The sequence below is a fragment of the Streptomyces sp. NPDC088745 genome (assembly GCF_044751045.1).
Taxonomy (GTDB): domain Bacteria; phylum Actinomycetota; class Actinomycetes; order Streptomycetales; family Streptomycetaceae; genus Streptomyces; species Streptomyces cremeus.
This window is the reverse complement of the sequence record NZ_JBIVLB010000007.1, coordinates 1-17,549: the sequence shown is the minus strand read 5'-3', so window position 1 is coordinate 17,549 and position 17,549 is coordinate 1. Positions and strand designations below refer to the sequence as shown.

The 17,549-nt window shown below is 74.7% G+C and carries 11 protein-coding genes and 1 pseudogene; 8 read left to right on the top strand and 4 right to left on the bottom strand.

Annotated elements, in window-relative coordinates; all coding sequences use genetic code 11:
* Window positions 1-98: 98 nt before the first annotated feature.
* From ACIP93_RS19595 to ACIP93_RS19585, 3 genes are all read left to right on the top strand, one after another.
* Window positions 99-1,640 carry a hypothetical protein gene (locus ACIP93_RS19595; RefSeq protein ID WP_345225102.1) on the top strand — a complete coding sequence of 514 codons (1,542 nt, stop codon included), beginning with the start codon at window positions 99-101 and terminating at the stop codon, window positions 1,638-1,640.
* A gap of 336 nt (window positions 1,641-1,976) precedes the next feature.
* On the top strand, window positions 1,977-2,876 hold the full coding sequence (locus ACIP93_RS19590; protein ID WP_380837889.1) for a hypothetical protein: 900 nt from the start codon (window positions 1,977-1,979) through the stop codon (window positions 2,874-2,876).
* 46 nt (window positions 2,877-2,922) lie between these two features.
* Window positions 2,923-7,689, top strand: coding sequence for a hypothetical protein (locus tag ACIP93_RS19585; RefSeq protein WP_401760644.1), 4,767 nt, complete (start codon window positions 2,923-2,925; stop codon window positions 7,687-7,689).
* A gap of 140 nt (window positions 7,690-7,829) precedes the next feature.
* Here the strand turns inward: ACIP93_RS19585 and ACIP93_RS19580 are convergent, their stop codons facing one another.
* On the bottom strand, window positions 7,830-8,279 hold the full coding sequence (locus tag ACIP93_RS19580; protein WP_401760642.1) for a hypothetical protein: 450 nt from the start codon (window positions 8,277-8,279) through the stop codon (window positions 7,830-7,832).
* A 450-nt stretch (window positions 8,280-8,729) separates the two neighbouring features.
* On the opposite strand from ACIP93_RS19580, the gene ACIP93_RS19575 reads away from it, so the two are divergent.
* The 4 genes from ACIP93_RS19575 (at window position 8,730) to ACIP93_RS19560 (ending at window position 13,301) form a co-directional block, all read left to right on the top strand.
* Window positions 8,730-11,657: a nitrate- and nitrite sensing domain-containing protein gene (locus ACIP93_RS19575; RefSeq protein ID WP_401760640.1), complete on the top strand. Its 2,928-nt coding sequence runs from the start codon at window positions 8,730-8,732 to the stop codon at window positions 11,655-11,657.
* Window positions 11,654-12,094, top strand: coding sequence for a roadblock/LC7 domain-containing protein (locus tag ACIP93_RS19570; RefSeq protein WP_345225108.1), 441 nt, complete (start codon window positions 11,654-11,656; stop codon window positions 12,092-12,094). The genes ACIP93_RS19575 and ACIP93_RS19570 overlap by 4 nt, the downstream gene beginning before the upstream one ends.
* Window positions 12,095-12,105: 11 nt before the next feature.
* A complete protein-coding gene (locus ACIP93_RS19565; protein WP_345225110.1) occupies window positions 12,106-12,615 on the top strand; it encodes a DUF742 domain-containing protein in 510 nt (169 codons plus the stop codon).
* 77 nt (window positions 12,616-12,692) lie between these two features.
* Window positions 12,693-13,301, top strand: a complete 609-nt coding sequence (locus ACIP93_RS19560) for an ATP/GTP-binding protein (protein ID WP_345225112.1) — start codon at window positions 12,693-12,695, stop codon at window positions 13,299-13,301.
* A gap of 167 nt (window positions 13,302-13,468) precedes the next feature.
* Here the strand turns inward: ACIP93_RS19560 and glpK are convergent, their stop codons facing one another.
* The 3 genes from glpK to ACIP93_RS19545 all read right to left on the bottom strand — a co-directional run bounded on the left by glpK (window position 13,469) and on the right by ACIP93_RS19545 (window position 16,882).
* Entirely contained in the window at window positions 13,469-14,989 is a 1,521-nt protein-coding gene (gene glpK / locus ACIP93_RS19555) for a glycerol kinase GlpK (protein WP_401760638.1), read from the bottom strand.
* Between the two features lie 566 nt (window positions 14,990-15,555).
* On the bottom strand, window positions 15,556-15,912 hold the full coding sequence (locus tag ACIP93_RS19550; protein ID WP_345225115.1) for a DUF962 domain-containing protein: 357 nt from the start codon (window positions 15,910-15,912) through the stop codon (window positions 15,556-15,558).
* Window positions 15,913-16,078: 166 nt separating this feature from the next.
* The gene (locus ACIP93_RS19545; RefSeq protein WP_401760636.1) at window positions 16,079-16,882 is read right to left on the bottom strand and encodes a M15 family metallopeptidase; all 804 of its coding nucleotides are present in this window, start codon (window positions 16,880-16,882) and stop codon (window positions 16,079-16,081) included.
* A gap of 39 nt (window positions 16,883-16,921) precedes the next feature.
* On the opposite strand from ACIP93_RS19545, the pseudogene ACIP93_RS19540 reads away from it, so the two are divergent.
* Window positions 16,922-17,437 (top strand): annotated as a pseudogene (locus tag ACIP93_RS19540) (NUDIX domain-containing protein); the annotation flags it as partial.
* Between the last annotated feature and the right edge of the window lie 112 nt (window positions 17,438-17,549).

Here is a 17,549-nt window from a genome sequence, read left to right as displayed (position 1 = left end):
CGCCCGGTCCGGGGGCCGACCCCCTCGAACCGGCGGCGCGAGCGGTCCCATCTGGGCCGTTTCGACCGTTGTCAGTGCGAGGACCTAATCTGTGCCACGTGACTTCGCCTGCCTCGACGGATACCACCACGGAATTCGCCGCACCCCAGCTCAGCGCGGGGCCGCGCCCCGCCCCGGGCCCGGCCGCCGACGAAGGGCTCGCGCGGCGGCTGCGCGCGCTCGCGTGCACCGCGCCGCTGCACGACCTCGACGTGCGCAAGGCCAACCTGGCGGGCGAGTACACGGTCTACGCGATGGCCGAGGTGGCCCTCGCCGCGATCGACCTGATCACGCTCAACATGGACTTCGACACCGGCGCCGACCACGAGCAGATCCTCTCCCGGCTGCTGCCCCGCGTCGCCGCCCAGGCGCCCCGCCGCCCCGCCGCCGAGCACGAGCGCGTCGCCCGCTGGGTGCTGGAGAACCTGATCAACGTCGGCAGCGTCGACCGGGGCTTCCGCGCCGTCTACGGCACCTTCTCCGCCGACGGCGTCTACACCCGCCGCGACTACGACTTCAAACTCGTCGAGGAGGTCGCCGGATACGGCGGCGGAGTCTTCCTGCGCACCACCGACGAAGCCGTCAACGTCCTGGTCGGCGCCCTCGACACGGACGTCACCAGCGCCCAGATCGCCGCCGAGGTCAAGCTGGAGGTCCTGATCAACCGGGGCCGCCTCGCCGACGCCCAGCTCGCCGCCGAACAGGCCCGCTACCGCACGGTCCAGTACGCCGAGACGCTGCGCCGCACCCTGGAGGCCACCCGGCGCAACGTCCGCGCGGTCGACTGGCTCAACGCCGTACCGGACATGATCGCCGAGGCCCTCGACCACGTCGCCGACCGCTACCGCCACGAGAACGCGATCCTCACCAACATCCGCAAGGCCCGCGACGAGTCCGAGGAGCCCGAGCAGAAGCGCCGCGCCGCCGAACTCGTCGACATCGTCAAGGACTGCATCCGCCGCCACACCCAGCTCCAGTCCCGCCTGCTGGAGGCCGGGCCGCTGTTCCGCGCCGAGCAGGACCGGCAGGCCTTCGCCCCCCTCTCCGCGCACTCCGGCCTCGACCTGTACGGCCAACTGGTCGCCCCGGCACTGCCGTTGCCCCTGGAGCACGCGATACGCGTCACGGACGCCTTCTTCGCGCACGGGGCCGGGTTCCGCACGCCCACCTCGGTGCGCGTCGGCGACCTCGTCGACATACTTCTCACCCCGCCCGTGGAGCGCGAGCACCTCGGTGCGGAGATGCCCGAGCCCGACCTCGTCGCCACTCCGGACGACAGCCGCTTCAGCGAGGAGCAGCTCGCCGACGCGACGGCCCTGCTCGACCTGCCGCACGACGCGCCCCGCCGCCTCTCGGGCCTCCTGGCCGAGGCCCGCCGCGCGGGCGGCCACGACCTGGCCTACCTGGTCGCCCTGCTCGCGGTGCACGCCGCCAGCCCGCCCGTCGGCACGGCCTACCGCCAGGGCGAGGAGCGCCTGCTCTTCGCCGTCGACGACGGCACCCGGCTCGACGACCCCGACTTCGGCGGCGCCGACCTGATCGTGGGCACGGCCCTCCTCGACTCGGCCGGCATGGCCACCGCCCGCGCGGAGGCGTCATGACCCCCCGCAGCTCCCTAGGCCTCGTCAGCTCCCCGAGTCCCCGCAGCTCCCCGCGCTTCCCCCGTCCCCTCGGGCGGCGGGGCCGCCCCCCCCGGGGGCGAGGGAGGCACCCCCTGCTCGAGCGAAGCCGAGAGCTTGGGGGAGGGCGGGCAAGGGGGCGGAGCCGCACCGTCGCGTGCGGGCCGAGACCCCCACCCCCCGGCCCACCCCCATTCCGGCCGCGCGCCGCGACACCCTCCGGGCCACCGCGGCCGCACGCCACGCCACCGCTCAGCCCGTCCCCGCCATCCCCGCCGCCCCGCACCCCCACCCCGTACCCCCCAAGGAGCCCAGGCCGTGAACGACCCCCACGCAGAGCACCCCCCCGCGTGGAGCGCCGACCCCGTCGACACGGCCCCCGCTCCCGCCCCGGCCCCCCTCACCCCCGCCGACGCCGCCGACGCCGCCCGCCTCGTCTCCTTCGGCCTCCAGCCCAAGCTGCTCCCCGCCCGGGACGCCGAGTACGCCGACCTCCTGCGCCGCTACCGCGAGGAGGCCCCCTTCGCCCGCCTCGCCGACGCCGTCGCCACCGGCCTCGGCCTCGTCGTCCTCGAAGTCTCCACCCGCGCCGGCATGGCCGTCTCCGCCGACGAGGACTCCGTCTTCGCCGTCCGCATGGGCGACTACGCCCGCCGCGCCTCCGCCGAGTCCGCCGACCGCTTCCTGCACGGCCTCGCCCACCTCGCCGTGGCGGCCATGGCCTTCCCGCGCCCCGAGGACCTCGCCGACGACGGCTACGTCGGCCGCCTCACCGTCAACGGCGTCGACGCCTTCGTCCGCCAGGCCTGCCGCCGCCTCGAAGAGCGCGCCGAGGAGGCGGGGGAGAACACCGACCCCACCACCGACGCCCCCGGCCTGGAAGCCGCCTGGCGCGTCTACTCCCGCCGCAGCGCCACCGGCGCCACCAAGGACGCCCGCCGCCTCGCCGGCTCCACCACCGGCATCGTCGGCAAGGCCATGGCCTTCCTCACCGACTCCGGCTTCCTCCAGCGCACCGGCGACGACGCGGGCGGCTCCTACCGCACCACCGCCCGCTACCAGCTCCAGGTCCGCGACCTGGCGGGCAACGCCGCCCTGGCCGAACTCCTGGAACTGGGCATCGTCCCCGTCACCGACGGCACCGCCACCCTCGTGCCGCCCACCGACGCCGACGACCTCGGCCTCCCGGCCGACGCCGGCCTGCCCTTCCACGCGTAGCACCGCCGAGACGACCGAAGACAGACGCAGAAGAGACTGAGCCGCCATGTACGAGTTGTCCCGGGTCCGCCTGTACTCCATCGGCCCCGCCGGAGCGCGCTACGCCGACACCGTCCTCGACCTGCGCGGAGTCGGCGCCCCCGTGCCGAACCCCGCGCCCACCCAGGCGGAGTTCTTCGAGGAGGAGCCCGTCGGCCCGCCGCGCCGCCCCGCGCCCGCGGGCGTGCTCTTCCTGGAGAACGGCGGCGGCAAGTCCGTCCTGCTCAAGCTGATCTTCTCGGTGATGCTCCCCGGCCACCGCAACACCCTCGGCGGCGCCAGCTCCGGCGTGCTGCGCAAGTTCCTGCTGGCCGACGACTGCGGGCACGTCGCCCTGGAGTGGCAGCACACCCTCACCGGCGAGTGCGTCGTCGTCGGCAAGGTCAGCGAGTGGCGCGGCCGTCAGGTCTCGGGCGACCCCCGGAAGTTCGCCGAGGCCTGGTACTCCTTCCGCCCCGGCCCCGGCCTCAGCCTGGACTCCCTCCCCGTCGCCGAGTCCACCGCCGTACGCCCTTCCGCCGAGGGCGCGTCCGGCGCGCAGGGCCGCCGCCGCACCATGAAGGGCTTCCGCGACGCGATCACCGAGGCGGGCAAGTCGTACCCCCACCTCGACGTCCACTGGGAGGAGATCCACGACCGCTGGAACGAGCACCTCACCGAGCTCGGCCTCGACCCCGAACTCTTCCGCTACCAGCGCGAGATGAACGCCGACGAGGGCGAGGCCGCCGGCCTCTTCGCGGTCAAGAAGGACTCCGACTTCACCGACCTCCTGCTGCGCGCCGTCACCGACACCCGCGACACCGACGGCCTCGCCGACCTCGTCCACGGCTTCGGCAACAAACTCGGCCGCCGCGCCGAACTGATGGCCGAACGCGACTTCACCGCCGGCTCCGTCGACCTGCTCGGCCGCATCGTCGAGGCCGCCGACACGCGCGCGCGTGCCCGCGACGTCCACAGCGCCGCCGAACGCCGCACCCGCACGCTGGCCCGCCGCCTCTCCGCCCGCGCCGCCGAGGAACGCGGCCGTACGGCGGAACTCGCACAACAGGTGGCCGCCGCCGCGCACACCGTCACCGAGGCCGAGACGGCGCGCGGCCACGGCGCGCTCATCTCCGCCGAACTCGCCTACCGCCACGCCTCCCTGTCCCTCGCCGCCGCCGAGAAGAGCGCCGCCGCCCAGCGCAAGGAGCTCGCCGACGCGCGCACCCTGCACGCCGCCTGGCAGGCCGCCGAGGCCGTGCTGCGCCACCGCGCCGCCGCCGACCGGTCCGCCCGCGTCGCCGTCGCCATCCGCGACGCCGAGCGCGACGCGGCCCCGGCGCTCGCCGCCCGCGCCACCGCCGCCGTCGATCTCGTACGAGCGCTCCACAGCGCCGCCGAGGACGGCGAGCGCGTCGCCGCCGAGCAGGAGGAACGCTCCGCCGCCCTCCAGGAGGCCGGCGAGGCCGCGCACCGCGACGCCACCGTCGCCGCCACCGAGGCGCAGCGCGCCCGCAGCGAGATCGGCCACCTGCGCCAGCGCCTCGCCGAGGTCGAGCAGGAGACGAGCGAAGCGGTACGGGCCGGCTGGCTCGACGACAGCGCCCCCGACGCCGACCCGGCGCGCGCCGCCCTCGCGGCCTCCGACGCCGAGAAGAGCGCCGTCGCCGCCTGGGACACCGCGCGCGAAGCCGCCCGTACGACAGCGGACCGGGCCCGCGAGGCCGCCGCCGAGGACGCCCGCGCCGAACTCACCGCCGCCCGCGCCGCCGACGCCGCCCGGGCGGCCACGGCCGCGTACGAGGCGGAGCACCGGGCCGCCGCCTCCATCGCGGCCGAGGAGCGCCTCGCGGAGCTGCTCAGCCTGCCCGCCGCCGACTCCGGCGCCGCCTTCCCGCAGCCGCGCAGCGGCGACGGCGAGGCCAGGGACGCGGAGCACGGATCCTCCGGTGCGTCACCCGCGCCCCCCTCCTCGTCCACGTCGCCCGACGCCGCCGCGCCCGGCGCCCGGCGCCCGGCCACCGCGACCGCGCCCCGCACCCGCCGCCCCGTCGCCGAAGGCCCCCTCACCGTCGAGGAGCTGGACCGCAACGCCGAGGAACTCCTCGCCCTCCTGGACCGGGGCGTCACCGCCGCCGAACGCCAGCTCTTCGCACTGCGCACCGCCGCCGCCGACGACTCCCGCATCCTCGGCGCGCTCGGTGACGGCGGCCTCCTGCCGCCCAGCCCCGACGTCCTGGCCACCGTCGAGTACCTCGGCGAGCACGGCATCCCGGCCCTGCCCGGCTGGCGCTACCTCGCCCAGGCCGTCGACCCCGCCGACCACGCGGCCGTCCTCGCCGCCCGCCCCGAACTCGTCGACGGCGTCGTCATCACCGACCCCGCCTCGCACGCCCGGGCCAGGGAAGCGCTCGTGGGCGCCGCCCTGCTGCCGCGTTCCGCCGTCGCCGTCGGCACGGCCTCCGCGCTGCTCGCGCCGGTGCCGGGCACCAGCGACTCCGCGGACCCGGGGGCGGTCTTCCTGGTACCGCCGAACCCGGCCATGCACGACGAGCACGCCGCCGACGAGGAGCGGCAGGCGCTGCGCGAGCGGGCCGCCGCCCGCGACGAGGAGATCCGCACCCTCGCCGCCCGCCTGACCGGCGACCGCACCCTGGCCGCCCGGCTCGGCTCCTGGCGCGAGGACTGCCCGCCCGGCATGCTCGCCGAGCTGAAGGAGGCCGCCGCCCGCGCCCGGGAAGCCGCCGACGCCGCCGACGCCGTCCTCGCGGAAGCCCGTACGGTACGGGCCGAGGCCGACGAGGCGGCCGCCGACGCCGCCCGCGTACGGGAGGAACGCCAGGAGGCCGCCCAGCGCGCCCGCCGGGCCGCCGACGTCCTGGCCGGTCTCGCCCACCGGCTGCGCGAACGCGCCGGATGGCAGGCCAAGCTGCGCGAACTCGCCGACGAGGCCGCCGAGTCGGAGGCCCGCGCCGCCACCTGCCTGGAGCGCGCCAAGGCCGCCGACGAGGACCGCCGCACCGCCCAGCGCACCGCCGACGACGCCCACCGCACCTCCCGCACCCTGCGCGCCGAGCGCGCCGAGATCGCGGGCGCCCCCGAGACGCTCCCGGAGCCCGACCCGGACGCCCCGCGCGCGGCACTGCCCGCACTGCGCGAGGCCTACCGGGCCGCGTCCCAGCTCTACGAGAAGGTCGGCGTCGGCGCGGACCTGCGCGCCGAACAGGCCCGCGCGGAGAGCGACGAGAGTGCTGCCCTCGCCGAACTCAACCGCCTCAGCAACAAGGTCCGCACCCGGGCCGGCCAGCTCCTGGAGAGCAACGACGGCGCCGACGGCCCGTCCCGCCAGGCCGCCGTCGCCCGCGCCGAGTCCCTGGTCCAGACCCTGGAGAGCCGGGCGTCCACCGCCAGCGAGCAGCTCGGCCGGCTGCGCGGCGAGGCCGAACGGCTGGCCCCCGAGGACGGCGCGTCGCACACCGGGCTGCCCGCGGACCTGGTGCCCTCCGACGCCGAGCACGCGCAGGCCCTGCTGCGCACCGCCACCGCCGAACTCGCCTCCCGCACCGCCGCGCTGGAGACCGCCCGCGCGGCGCACGGCGAACTGCTGCACGCGCACCGCGCCGCCGAGGACGCGGCCGGCGGCTTCGACGAGACGGCGGCCCTCCTGCGCGACCTGCTGCGCGACCACCACCAGGACGAGGAGGGCCATGAGGACCCCGAGCCCTACCCCGGCACCCTGGAGGAGGCCCGGCACTCCGCCGCCGAGGCGCGCCGCTCCCTGCGCGGCTGCACGGGCGACCTGTCGACCGCCGAGGCCGCCGTCCGCGAGGCGAGCGACGTCCTCGTACGGCACGCCAACGCCAGCCGGTACGAGCAGGTGCGCACCCCCGCCCGCCAGCAGATCAGGGAGCTGCCCGCGGCCGCCCTGCCCGAGCACGCGGCGGCGTGGGAGGCGGCCTTCGCGCCCCGACTGCGCGTCCTCACCGACGAGTTGGCCCAGTTGGAGCGCAACCGCGACAGCATCGTGGACCGGCTGCGCGGGCTGGTGGAATCCGCGCTGGCCACCCTGCGCTCGGCACAGCGGCTCTCGCAGTTGCCCGAGGGCCTGGGGGAGTGGTCGGGGCAGGAGTTCCTGCGCATCCGCTTCGAGGAGCCCGATCAGGCCACGCTCGTGGAGCGGCTCGGCGAGGTCGTCGACGAGGCGACCCGGGCGGCGGTGAAGAAGAACTCCGACATGCGACGCGACGGAATGTCGCTGCTGCTGCGCGGTGTCCAGGCGGCGCTGGAGCCCAAGGGCATCGCGGTGGAGATCCTGAAGCCGGACGCGGTGCTGCGCGCCGAGCGGGTGCCGGTCGGGCAGATGGGCGACGTCTTCTCCGGCGGCCAGTTGCTCACCGCCGCCATCGCCCTGTACTGCACGATGGCCGCGCTGCGCAGCAACGACCGGGGGCGCGACAAGCACCGGCACGCCGGCACGCTCTTCCTCGACAACCCGATCGGGCGCGCCAACGCCACGTACCTGCTGGAACTCCAGCGGGCCGTCTCCGACGCGCTCGGCGTGCAGCTCCTCTACACGACCGGCCTGTTCGACACGACGGCGCTCGCGGAGTTCCCGCTGGTCATCCGGCTGCGCAACGACGCGGACCTCAGGGCGGGCCTGAAGTACATCAGCGTCGAGGAGCACCTGCGGCCGGGGCTGCCGCAGCAGAGCACCGAGGGCGAGACCATCCACGGCGAGATCACGGCGACCCGGATGTTCCGCCGCACCCCGGCGGAGGAGCCGCAGGCCGAGTAGGCGGCGGGCCGGGGAAGCGGCGGCCCGCGCCGCTTCCCCGGCCCACCGGACCCCATCCGCGCCCGCCGCTCACCCACCGGCCGGCGGGCCCGTACCGGCAGCGGCCCCTCGGCCCGGTCCGAACGCGAGCCGGGCGCCCCTCACGCCTCCGACAGCCGCCCCGAGCCGCGGTGTCCGCGCGGACCCCGGCTCCGTATGCGCTCGTCCTTGCGTGCCGCGCGCCGTGCGTCGCGCCGCTCCCGCCGCAACTGCCGCGCCGTGCTGCTCGGCACGGACACCACCCCCATGCGCTGGTTCCACACCTGCCGGGTGATCCACACGTCCAGCACCCCCCAGGTCGCCGCCACCGTGCTCGCCACGGTGCTCAGCACCATCGGGAACGCCAGCCAGGACCCCGCCAGCGTGCTCAGGAAGGCGACCATCGCCTGTGTCAGCGTCAGCGCCACGATGATCACCGCCCGCACCGCCGACGTCCGCACCGGGTCCGGCAACCGCCACCGCACCGCGGGCTCCTCGACCCACAACGGCCGTGGCCCCTCCTGCTCCTCCCGCCCCTCGTCCGCCGCACCGGGACGTTCCTGCGTGTTCATGACCGCACACTCCCCACCGTTCAACTCAGGCCCGGAATCCGTGCCTTCAGGAGTGCCTGCCCGGCTTGTGGTGCCTCACGCAGCCACCTCCTGCTCCCGTTCGTCTCCCCGTACACAAGGACGAGCATGCGACCCGAAAGATTCCCGCACACAGGACACGGAACGAACACATCCGGCCATCCCGAGAAGTCCGGAGCAGCGCCTTCCGCCCGGTGTCCTGTGCCACTGGCACGGTATTCAACTCCCGTATTGCCTGGACAAGTCACGATCCCGAGAGGGCCGGGCGGCTGAAAATCGACCGGACGAGTCTTCGAGTTGCCCATGGTGCAGTAGTAGGCTCACGCCGTTTGTTGACGCTGCGCGTTGACGAAGGCAGGGAACGGGCCGCCGCGGAGCGCCCGAACGAGACGGAACACCACCCCGCCGCGCGGGGTTGAGCTGGGGGAGGCCATGCGCTTTCGCGGAAAGTCCATCCGCCGGAAGATCGTGGCGTTGCTGCTGGTGCCGCTCGTCTCCCTCACCGCCCTCTGGGGCTTCGCCACCGTCCTCACCGGACGCGAGGCGAGCGAACTCCTCGAAGTCTCCTACGTCGTGGAGAAGATCGGCTCGCCCGTCGAGGACGCCGTCCAGGTCCTCCAGGCGGAGCGCCGCCAGACCCTCGTCTACCTCGCCGACGAACGCGGCTCCGAGGCGCTCACCGACCTCAGCGCCAAGCGCCGGGCCACCGACACCGCCCTCGCGACCCTGCGCAGGAGCGCCAAGAACCCGGCCATCGTGGGGGAGTTGAACGAACAGTCGGCGAACCGCCTGACCGCCGTCCTCGCCGCGTTCGACACCCTCCCGCCGCTGCGCCGCCTGGTCCAGAACAGCGCGGTCAGCCGCAAGGACGCCCTCACCCGCTACAACATGCTCGTCGACCCCTGCCACACCTTCCTCGCGAACCTGCACGTGGTGCGCGACGTGGAGATGGACAAGCAGGGCCGCGCCCTCGTCGGCGCCACCCGGGCCCGGGAACTCGTCGCCCGCGAGGACGCCCTGATCGCCTCCGCCCTGGTCGCCGGACAGATCACCGCCGACGAGATACGCACCCTCACCGGACTGATCGCGGGCCGCGACATCCTCTACAACACCAGCCTGGAACAGCTCCCCGCGTTCGAGCGCGAGGCCTACGACACCCTGTGGAACGGCCCCGACACCGCCCCCCTGCGCGCCGCCGAGAAGGAACTCCTCGAACAGGGCGCCACCAGGCGGCCCACCGCCGTCAGCGAGCAGACCTGGAAGGACGCCGCCCCACCCGTCCTGATCAGCCTCGCCCGCCGGGGCACCGAGGCCGGCGACAACTACCAGGACCGCGTCGAACCGGTGGCGTTCAACGTGCTCCTCAAGGCGGGCGCCGCGGGCGTCCTGGGCTTCCTCGCCCTGATCGTCTCCGTCGTGGTCTCCGTCCGCATCGGCCGCTCCCTGGTCCGTGACCTGAACCGGCTCCGCAAGGACGCGCACGAGGCCTCGGGCGTCCGCCTGCCCGCCGTGATGCGCCGCCTCGCGGCGGGCGAGACCGTCGACGTGGAGACCGAGGCGCCGCGCCGGAGTTACGAGAAGGACGAGATGGGGCAGGTCGGCCAGGCCCTCAACACCCTGCAACGGGCCGCCGTCGAGTCCGCGGTGCGCCAGGCCGAGCTGCGCCGCGGCGTCTCCGAGGTCTTCGTCAACCTCGCCCGCCGCAACCAGGTCCTGCTGCACCGGCAGTTGACCCTCCTGGACGCCATGGAGCGCCGCACCGAGGACACCGACGAGCTCGCCGACCTCTTCCGCCTCGACCACCTCACCACCCGCATGCGCCGCCACGCCGAGGGCCTGGTGATCCTCTCCGGTGCCGCCCCGTCCCGGCAGTGGCGCAAGCCCGTCCAGCTGATGGACGTCGTACGGGCGGCCGTCGCCGAGGTCGAGGACTACGAGCGCATCGAGGTCAGGCGGCTGCCGCGGATCGGCGTCGGCGGGCCGGCCGTCGCCGACCTCACGCACCTCATCGCCGAACTCCTGGAGAACGCCACGGTGTTCTCGCCCCCGCACACCGCCGTGCAGGTGCTCGGCGAGCGCGTCGCCAACGGCTTCACCCTGGAGATCCACGACCGCGGGCTGGGCATGGCCACCGACGTCCTCCTGGACGCCAACCTCCGGCTCGCCGAGACGCCCGAGTTCGAGCTCTCCGACACCGACCGCCTCGGCCTCTTCGTGGTCAGCCGCCTCGCCCAGCGGCAGAACGTCCGGGTCTCCCTCCAGCAGTCCCCGTACGGAGGCACCACCGCCGTCGTGTTCATCCCGGCGACCCTCCTGACCGAGGCCCCCGACACGGAGGGCGCCGGCTTCGGCATCGAGCACACCCCCGACCAGGACCGCCACACCCCCGAGCGGGACCGCCACCCCCTCGGCCGGGACCGCCGCACCTCCGACCGCGACCGCGCGGACGAGTCCGCGGGCTCGGGCCGCCGCCAGAACCTCACCGCCGTCGGCCGCACCCCCGCGCCCCGCCCCCGGCTCGACGGCCCCGTCGAACTGGAGGCCCCGCTCGGCAGCCTGGGCCTGGAACCCGCACCCGCCTTCGGCGCCACCGCGCCCGGCGGCCTCCTCGGCGACCTGGACGACACCGAGAGCGAACGCGGCGGCGTCTTCCGCTCCCGCGGCCTGGACAAGCCCCGCCGGGGCCAGGACAAGCCGCGCGGCCGGGGCCCCGCCGACCCGCCCCGGCGCGGCCCCCAGAGCACCGCCCGCCCCCGGATCGCGGACGCGTCCCGCGTGCAGCACCAGCAGGCCCCCGAGCCCGGCCGGGACGGCGCCGAATCGGTCCGCCCGGACGCGCCCGTACCGCTGCCCCGCCGCAAGCCCTCGCTGGTCGCCGAGCACGGCCGCCGGATCGGCCCGCGCACCGAGCAGCCCGCCGCTCCCGCGAGCCCCGAGGAGGCGCCGGCCCCCGGCGCCCTCCCGCGCCGCGTCCGGCAGGCCAGCCTCGCCCCACAGCTCAAGAAGGAGGGGGAGGCGTCCCGCACCGCCGAGGCCCCCCGCCCGGCCGCCGACCCGGAGCCCGAGCGCGACGCCGAGGAAGTGCGCAGCCGGATGGCCTCCCTCCAGCGGGGCTGGCAGCGCGGCCGCCGCGAGAACGAGGCCGAGCCCGCCGCCACCGGACGAGCCGCGACCGTACCGGCGCCCGATACCGCGCGAGCCGACCGGACCGGGGCGCCCCAGGGCACGCCGGCCGTCGACCGCGCCGGGACGACGCCCGGACTCACGCCGGCCGACCGCGCCGGGACCGCGCCCGGCCGCACACCAGCCGACCAGGCCGAGACGGCACCAGGAACGACAGCAGAGGGAGACGGTCGATGACCGCACCGAACGCCGCAGCACACAACGCCTCGGGCCGGGGTTCCGGCGAGCTCAACTGGCTCCTGGACGACCTCGTCGACCGGGTCCGCGCCATCCGCAAGGCCCTGGTCCTGTCCAGCGACGGACTGCCGACCGGCGCCTCCCAGTCCCTGACCAGGGAGGACGGCGAGCACCTCGCCGCCGTCGCCTCCGGCTTCCACAGCCTCGCCAAGGGCGTCGGCAGCCACTTCGAGGCCGGCCGGGTCCGCCAGACCGTCGTCGAGCTGGAGGACGCCTTCCTCTTCGTCACCGCAGCGGGCGACGGCAGTTGCCTCGCCGTCCTGGCCGACGCCGACTCCGACGTGGGCCAGGTCGCGTACGAGATGACGCTCATGGTCAAGCGGGTCGGCGTCCACCTGGGGACCGCCCCCCGGACCGGCCTGCCGGTCAACGGGTGAGCGGAGCCGGGATGAACGATGCAAGCACCCCCAGGAGCGCACGCGCCGACCGGCCCGCCCGCACCGCACGGGACGCGGGCCTCCCCAGGAGCCAGGAGCGCGAGGCCGCCGCCCGCGGACGTCCGGCCCCCGGCGCACGCCGGCCGGACGCGCACTTCTTCGACGCCGACGCGGGGCCCGTCGTACGCCCGTACGCCATGACCCGCGGCCGCACCACCAGCGCGACCCGGCACCGGCTCGACCTGATCGCGGTCGTCATCCCGGAACCCGCGGCCGAGGACCCGGGCGGCGACCACACGCTCGCCCCCGAGCACGTCGAGATCGTGCGGCTGTGCGAGGACAGTCCGCAGTCCATCGCGGAACTGGCCGCCACGCTCGACCTGCCGGTGGGTGTCGTACGCGTCCTGGTGGGCGACCTGGTCGAGGAGCGACTCGTCCACGTCACCAGGCCGGTGGAACCCGCGGAACTGCCGGACGAGAGCCTGCTGCGCGAAGTCATCGACGGGCTGCGCGCGCTCTGAGCACTCGGCGCAGGACACTCCGGACCACCGCAAGCAGGCCACTCCGCACCACAGCAAGATCGGGAGAAAACCCAGACATGGTTTTCGGGCGTTCCAGCCGCAAGCAGCGGCCCGTGGAGCCGGTGACGCTCAAGATTCTCGTCGCCGGCGGCTTCGGGGTGGGCAAGACCACCCTGGTCGGCGCGGTCAGCGAGATCCGCCCCCTGCGCACCGAGGAGACCCTCAGCGAGGCCGGCCGGCCCGTCGACGACACCCATGGCGTGGAGTCCAAGACGACCACCACCGTCGCCATGGACTTCGGCCGCATCACCCTGCGCGAGGACCTCGTGCTGTACCTCTTCGGCACGCCGGGACAGGACCGCTTCTGGTTCCTGTGGGACGAGCTGGCGCAGGGCGCCCTCGGCGCGGTGGTCCTCGCCGACACCCGCCGCCTCGCGGACTGCTTCGCCGCGGTGGACTACTTCGAGCGCCGCGGGATTCCGTTCACGGTCGCGGTCAACTGCTTCGAGGGCGCGCCCCGGCATCCCGCCGAGTCCGTCGCCGCCGCCCTCGATCTCGACCCCGACGTGCCCGTGATGCTGTGCGACGCCCGTGACCGGGAGTCGGTCAAGGACGTGCTGATCGGCGTCGTGGAGCACGCCCTGGAGGTCTCCGCGAGCCGCCGCCGCGCCACCGCCACCTCGTGACACCGCAGGTCACAGGGGCGTGTGAACTCCGTTCCCGACGGGAACGCGAAGCGGTCCGCACCCCCGCCGACTGGGGTGCGGACCGCGGCCGTCGGCCCCGCCCGCGCGATGCGGTCGAGCGACGGCGTCCACGGTACGACGCGCCGCCCGGTCGATCGTAGTGCCGGTTACTCCTGTCCGTCCTGCTGCCAGCCGAAGCTGCGTTCCACGGCCTTGCGCCAATTCCGGTACTCGCTCTCGCGCTCCGGCGCCGTCATGCGCGGCGTCCACTCCGCGTCGCGTCGCCAGTGCGCCTTCAGCTCGTCCAGGTCCGACCACACCCCGGTCGCCAGTCCGGCCGCGTAGGCGGCGCCCAGGCACGTCGTCTCGGACACCTTCGGCCGGACCACCGGCACGTCCAGCACGTCCGCCTGATGCTGCATCAGGAGGTTGTTGCCGGTCATCCCGCCGTCGGCCTTCAGCGTCGTGATCCGCACCCCCGAGTCCTGGTACATGGCGTCCACGACCTCCCGGGTCTGCCAGCTCGTCGCCTCCAGGACCGCCCGCGCCAGATGGGCCCTGGTGACGTACCGGGTCAGCCCGGTGACCACTCCGCGCGCGTCGGCCCGCCAGTAGGGCGCGTACAGACCGGAGAACGCCGGCACGATGTACGCCCCGCCGTTGTCCGGCACGCTCGCGGCGAGCGGCTCGATCTCCTCCGCGTCGCGGATGATGCCGAGCTGGTCGCGGAACCACTGCACCAGGGCGCCCGTGACGGCGATCGAGCCCTCCAGGCAGTAGACGGGGGCCTCGCTCCCGAGCCGGTAGCCCAGGGTGGTGAGCAGCCCGTTCCTGGAGGGCACCGGCCGGCCGCCGGTGTTCAGGAGCAGGAAGCTGCCCGTTCCGTACGTGTTCTTGGCCGTCCCCGTGTCGTAACAGGCCTGCCCGAAGACCGCCGCCTGCTGGTCGCCCAGCGCCGAGGCGACCGGAACGCCCGCGAGCGGGCCCACGGCCGTGCCGTACACCTCGGCGGACGACCTGATCTCGGGCAGCACGGCTTCGGGGACCCGCATCGCGGAGAGGATCTCCGGGTCCCACTGGAGGGTCTCCAGGTTCATCAGCATCGTGCGGCTCGCGTTGGTGACGTCGGTGACGTGAACGCCGCCCCGGGTGCCGCCGGTGAGGTTCCAGATCAGCCAGGAGTCGATCGTGCCGAAGGCTATTTCACCGCGCTCGGCCCGGTGGCGCAGTCCGGGTACGTGGTCGAGCAGCCAGGCGGCCTTGGGGCCGGAGAAGTAACTCGCCAGCGGCAGGCCCGTCCGGTCGCGGAACCGGTCCTGCCCGTCGGTGCCGCCGAGTTCGGTGCACAGGGCGGAGGTGCGGGTGTCCTGCCAGACGATCGCGTTGTGCACCGGCTTGCCGGTCGCCCGGTCCCAGAGCACCGTCGTCTCGCGCTGGTTGGTGATGCCGAGCGCGCTGAGCCGGTCGGCGCGCAGCCCCGCCCCGGCGAGCGCCCCCGCGACCACCGCCTGCACCTTCGACCAGATCTCGGCGGCGTCGTGCTCCACCCAGCCCGGCTTGGGGAAGATCTGACGCTGTTCGCGCTGGTCGACGGCGACGATCGCGCCGCCGTGGTCGAAGATGATGCAGCGGCTGGACGTGGTGCCCTGGTCGATCGCCGCGACGAACTTCTCGCTGCTGTCGGTCATGAGGTCCCCTCGCTGATTTCGGTTGTCCGGAGCCGGCCCGGAACACCAGGTGGCGGACGAGCCCGCCGGGTGCGCCGCCGGCCGGCCGACCCGCGATCGGCACTCAGGCGTGACCCCGGTCCGACGTGCCCTTGTCCGGGTCCGGCGGGATCGCGCGCACGAGCCGCGGACCGAGATCGCGCCGGCCGGCACCCCGAACCCCCAGCCGGACGCGATGGCGATCCAGCCCGGGGCCCGGGCCGCGGAGAACCTCCCAGTTGCTCCAACCGGCCATGAGCGGCGGCTTCCAGGCGTCGCCCGGGGCGGCCCCCGGTCCGTGAGGGTTTCAGGGCGCGTACCCGGCGGCCGAGTCCCCGGGCCACGGGCAGGAGTTCCCGTTCCCCCACCAGGGCACCGCGACGAGCCTGCTGCCGGGCCGGTCGGGGCCGCCGGCGGGGGAGGGCACGGCGCGGCGGAACACCGCACGCGTCGGCGCCGGTGGTGCGGTGACACCGACTGACACCGGGAAGTGTTCACCGGCCGTGTGGGAGCGTCAAGGAGCCCGACGACAAAGGGAGTCCACCGATTCAGCGGTTCTCGGCGAGCCACTTCCGCGCGGTCTCGGCGAGCTCCGCGTCGCGTCCCGCGAGCATCGTCCGGATCATCTGCACGTCGCCGCGCAGTGACCAGGCGGGGTGGCCGAAGGTCGCCGGGTTGTTCTTCTCGATCAGGAAGTGGGCGGGCCAGGCCGCCCCGTACCCGATCAGCGGAAGCGCGAGCGCGTACCGCCCGCGCCCGCGCGCCAGACCGTACGCGCTGACGGCGAGCCCGGTGAGGGTGCCGGTCAGATGCACCCAGCGGGTGGCGGCGCGGGAGTGCATGGCCACGTAGTAGGGCCAGAACTCCTCGTACGAGTCGAAGACGCGCTCGGTGGTCTGCTGCATGACGGCACCGTATGCCGATCCGGGATCGCGGGGAACCGGTGGCGGATACCGAGAACCGGAGACCGCGATTCGGCGTCCGGTAGGAGAGAGAGCGGGTTGCCGGGGCCGACGGGGGTGGTCCTGGCAGCCCGTTCTCGTGCTGTCGGCTCTCGTGCTGTCGGCGCTGTCAGCGCTCGCCCAGGGACCGCTTCGAGACCGGGAAGTCGAAGTACGTGCCGGGGAAGAGCTCCGGCTTGTGCGTGAAGTGCCACCACTCCTCGGGCAGGTTGGTGAAGCCCTGCGCGGCGAGAGTCCTCTTCAGCAGTTGCCGGTTGGCCTTCTGCACGGCGGAGACGCGCGGGTCGTCCGTGTGCGACAGGGTGTCGAAGCAGTCGTAACCGGTGCCCATGTCGACGGAGTTGTCCGGGAAACGTTCCTTCTGGGGAGCGAAACAGGGCACGAGCCGCTCCCCGGGCACGTACGGCCGAGTGGGCCGGGCCGGCAGCTCCACGATCGTCAGATCGACCGTGCTGCCCCGGCTGTGCCCGGACTTCTCGGCGATGTAACCGTCCGCGAAGAGCCTCGACTTGTCGACCCTCGGATAGAACTCCCGCTTCATCCTGGTGTCGTCCAGGTCCTTCGCCCACCGTACGAAGTGGTCCACGGCGCGCTGCGGGCGGTAGCAGTCGTACACCTTGAGGCTCAGCCCCTGGCGCAGCAGCTTCCGCTGTGCCGTACGCAGTGCTTCCGCGGCGGGCCGGGTGAGCAGGCAGACGGGCTGCCGGTAGCCGGTGACCGGCTCCCCCAGGAAGGTGTGGGCGGTGGCGTACCGCATGTCCTGGAGGATCGTCGGGTCGACGGACCGCAGCGACACGAAGGCCCTTGGCGCCGTGGGCTCCGGCCGGGCGGGGGAGGGGGCGGCGGCCACCGTGAGCAGCGCGAGCGCGCCCGCGCCGAGGCCGCACAGGACAGAACCGAGTCGTCGTCTCATGCGCCCCGTCTACCACCGGGGGTCTGCCGGGGGAACCCCATGACGTCCTACAGTCGCCCCGTGAATCACGCCCACTGCACCCACTGCGGCACCCGGTACACGGACACGTCCACCTGGCCGCGGACCTGTGCCGCCTGCGGCGAGACGGCCTACCGCAACCCGCTGCCGGTGGCGGTCGCCCTCCTTCCCGTACGTTCCGAGGCGGGCACCGGCCTCGTCGTCATCACCCGCACCATCGACCCGGGACGCGGCGGGGTGGCCCTCCCCGGCGGGTTCATCGACCACGGTGAGGACTGGCGCGCGGCGGTGGCCCGCGAACTCCGCGAGGAGACCGGCATCCCGGCGCGCGCCTCGGACGTCCGGCTGGCCGACGCCCTCAGCTCCACCACCGGCCACCTCCTCCTCTTCGGCCTCCTCCCCACCCGCGACCTCACGGAACTCCCGCCCCCCGCCCCGACCCCGGAAACCACCGGCTGGCACGTCCTCCCCGCACCGGCCCCCCTGGCCTTCCCCCTCCACACCCAAGCCACCCGCGCCTTCTTCTCCGGCCACTACACCCCCCCCCCCCCCCCCCCCGCGCCCCCCCCCCCCCCCCCCCGGGGCGGCCCGTGCGACCCCGCGGGGGCGGCCCCGCCGGGGCCGGGGCGGCGGGGGGGGGGGCGCCGGG

What these genes read in the sequence shown, in the direction of transcription:
- ACIP93_RS19580 (WP_401760642.1), bottom strand. Translation starts at nt 8,279, where the DNA reads ATGAACACGCAGGAACGTCCCGGTGCGGCGGACGAGGGGCGGGAGGAG.
- ACIP93_RS19565 (WP_345225110.1), top strand. Translation starts at nt 12,106, where the DNA reads ATGAACGATGCAAGCACCCCCAGGAGCGCACGCGCCGACCGGCCCGCC.
- ACIP93_RS19560 (WP_345225112.1), top strand. Translation starts at nt 12,693, where the DNA reads ATGGTTTTCGGGCGTTCCAGCCGCAAGCAGCGGCCCGTGGAGCCGGTG.
- ACIP93_RS19545 (WP_401760636.1), bottom strand. Translation starts at nt 16,882, where the DNA reads ATGAGACGACGACTCGGTTCTGTCCTGTGCGGCCTCGGCGCGGGCGCG.
- ACIP93_RS19575 (WP_401760640.1), top strand. Translation starts at nt 8,730, where the DNA reads ATGCGCTTTCGCGGAAAGTCCATCCGCCGGAAGATCGTGGCGTTGCTG.
- ACIP93_RS19570 (WP_345225108.1), top strand. Translation starts at nt 11,654, where the DNA reads ATGACCGCACCGAACGCCGCAGCACACAACGCCTCGGGCCGGGGTTCC.
- ACIP93_RS19585 (WP_401760644.1), top strand. Translation starts at nt 2,923, where the DNA reads ATGTACGAGTTGTCCCGGGTCCGCCTGTACTCCATCGGCCCCGCCGGA.
- ACIP93_RS19550 (WP_345225115.1), bottom strand. Translation starts at nt 15,912, where the DNA reads ATGCAGCAGACCACCGAGCGCGTCTTCGACTCGTACGAGGAGTTCTGG.
- glpK (WP_401760638.1), bottom strand. Translation starts at nt 14,989, where the DNA reads ATGACCGACAGCAGCGAGAAGTTCGTCGCGGCGATCGACCAGGGCACC.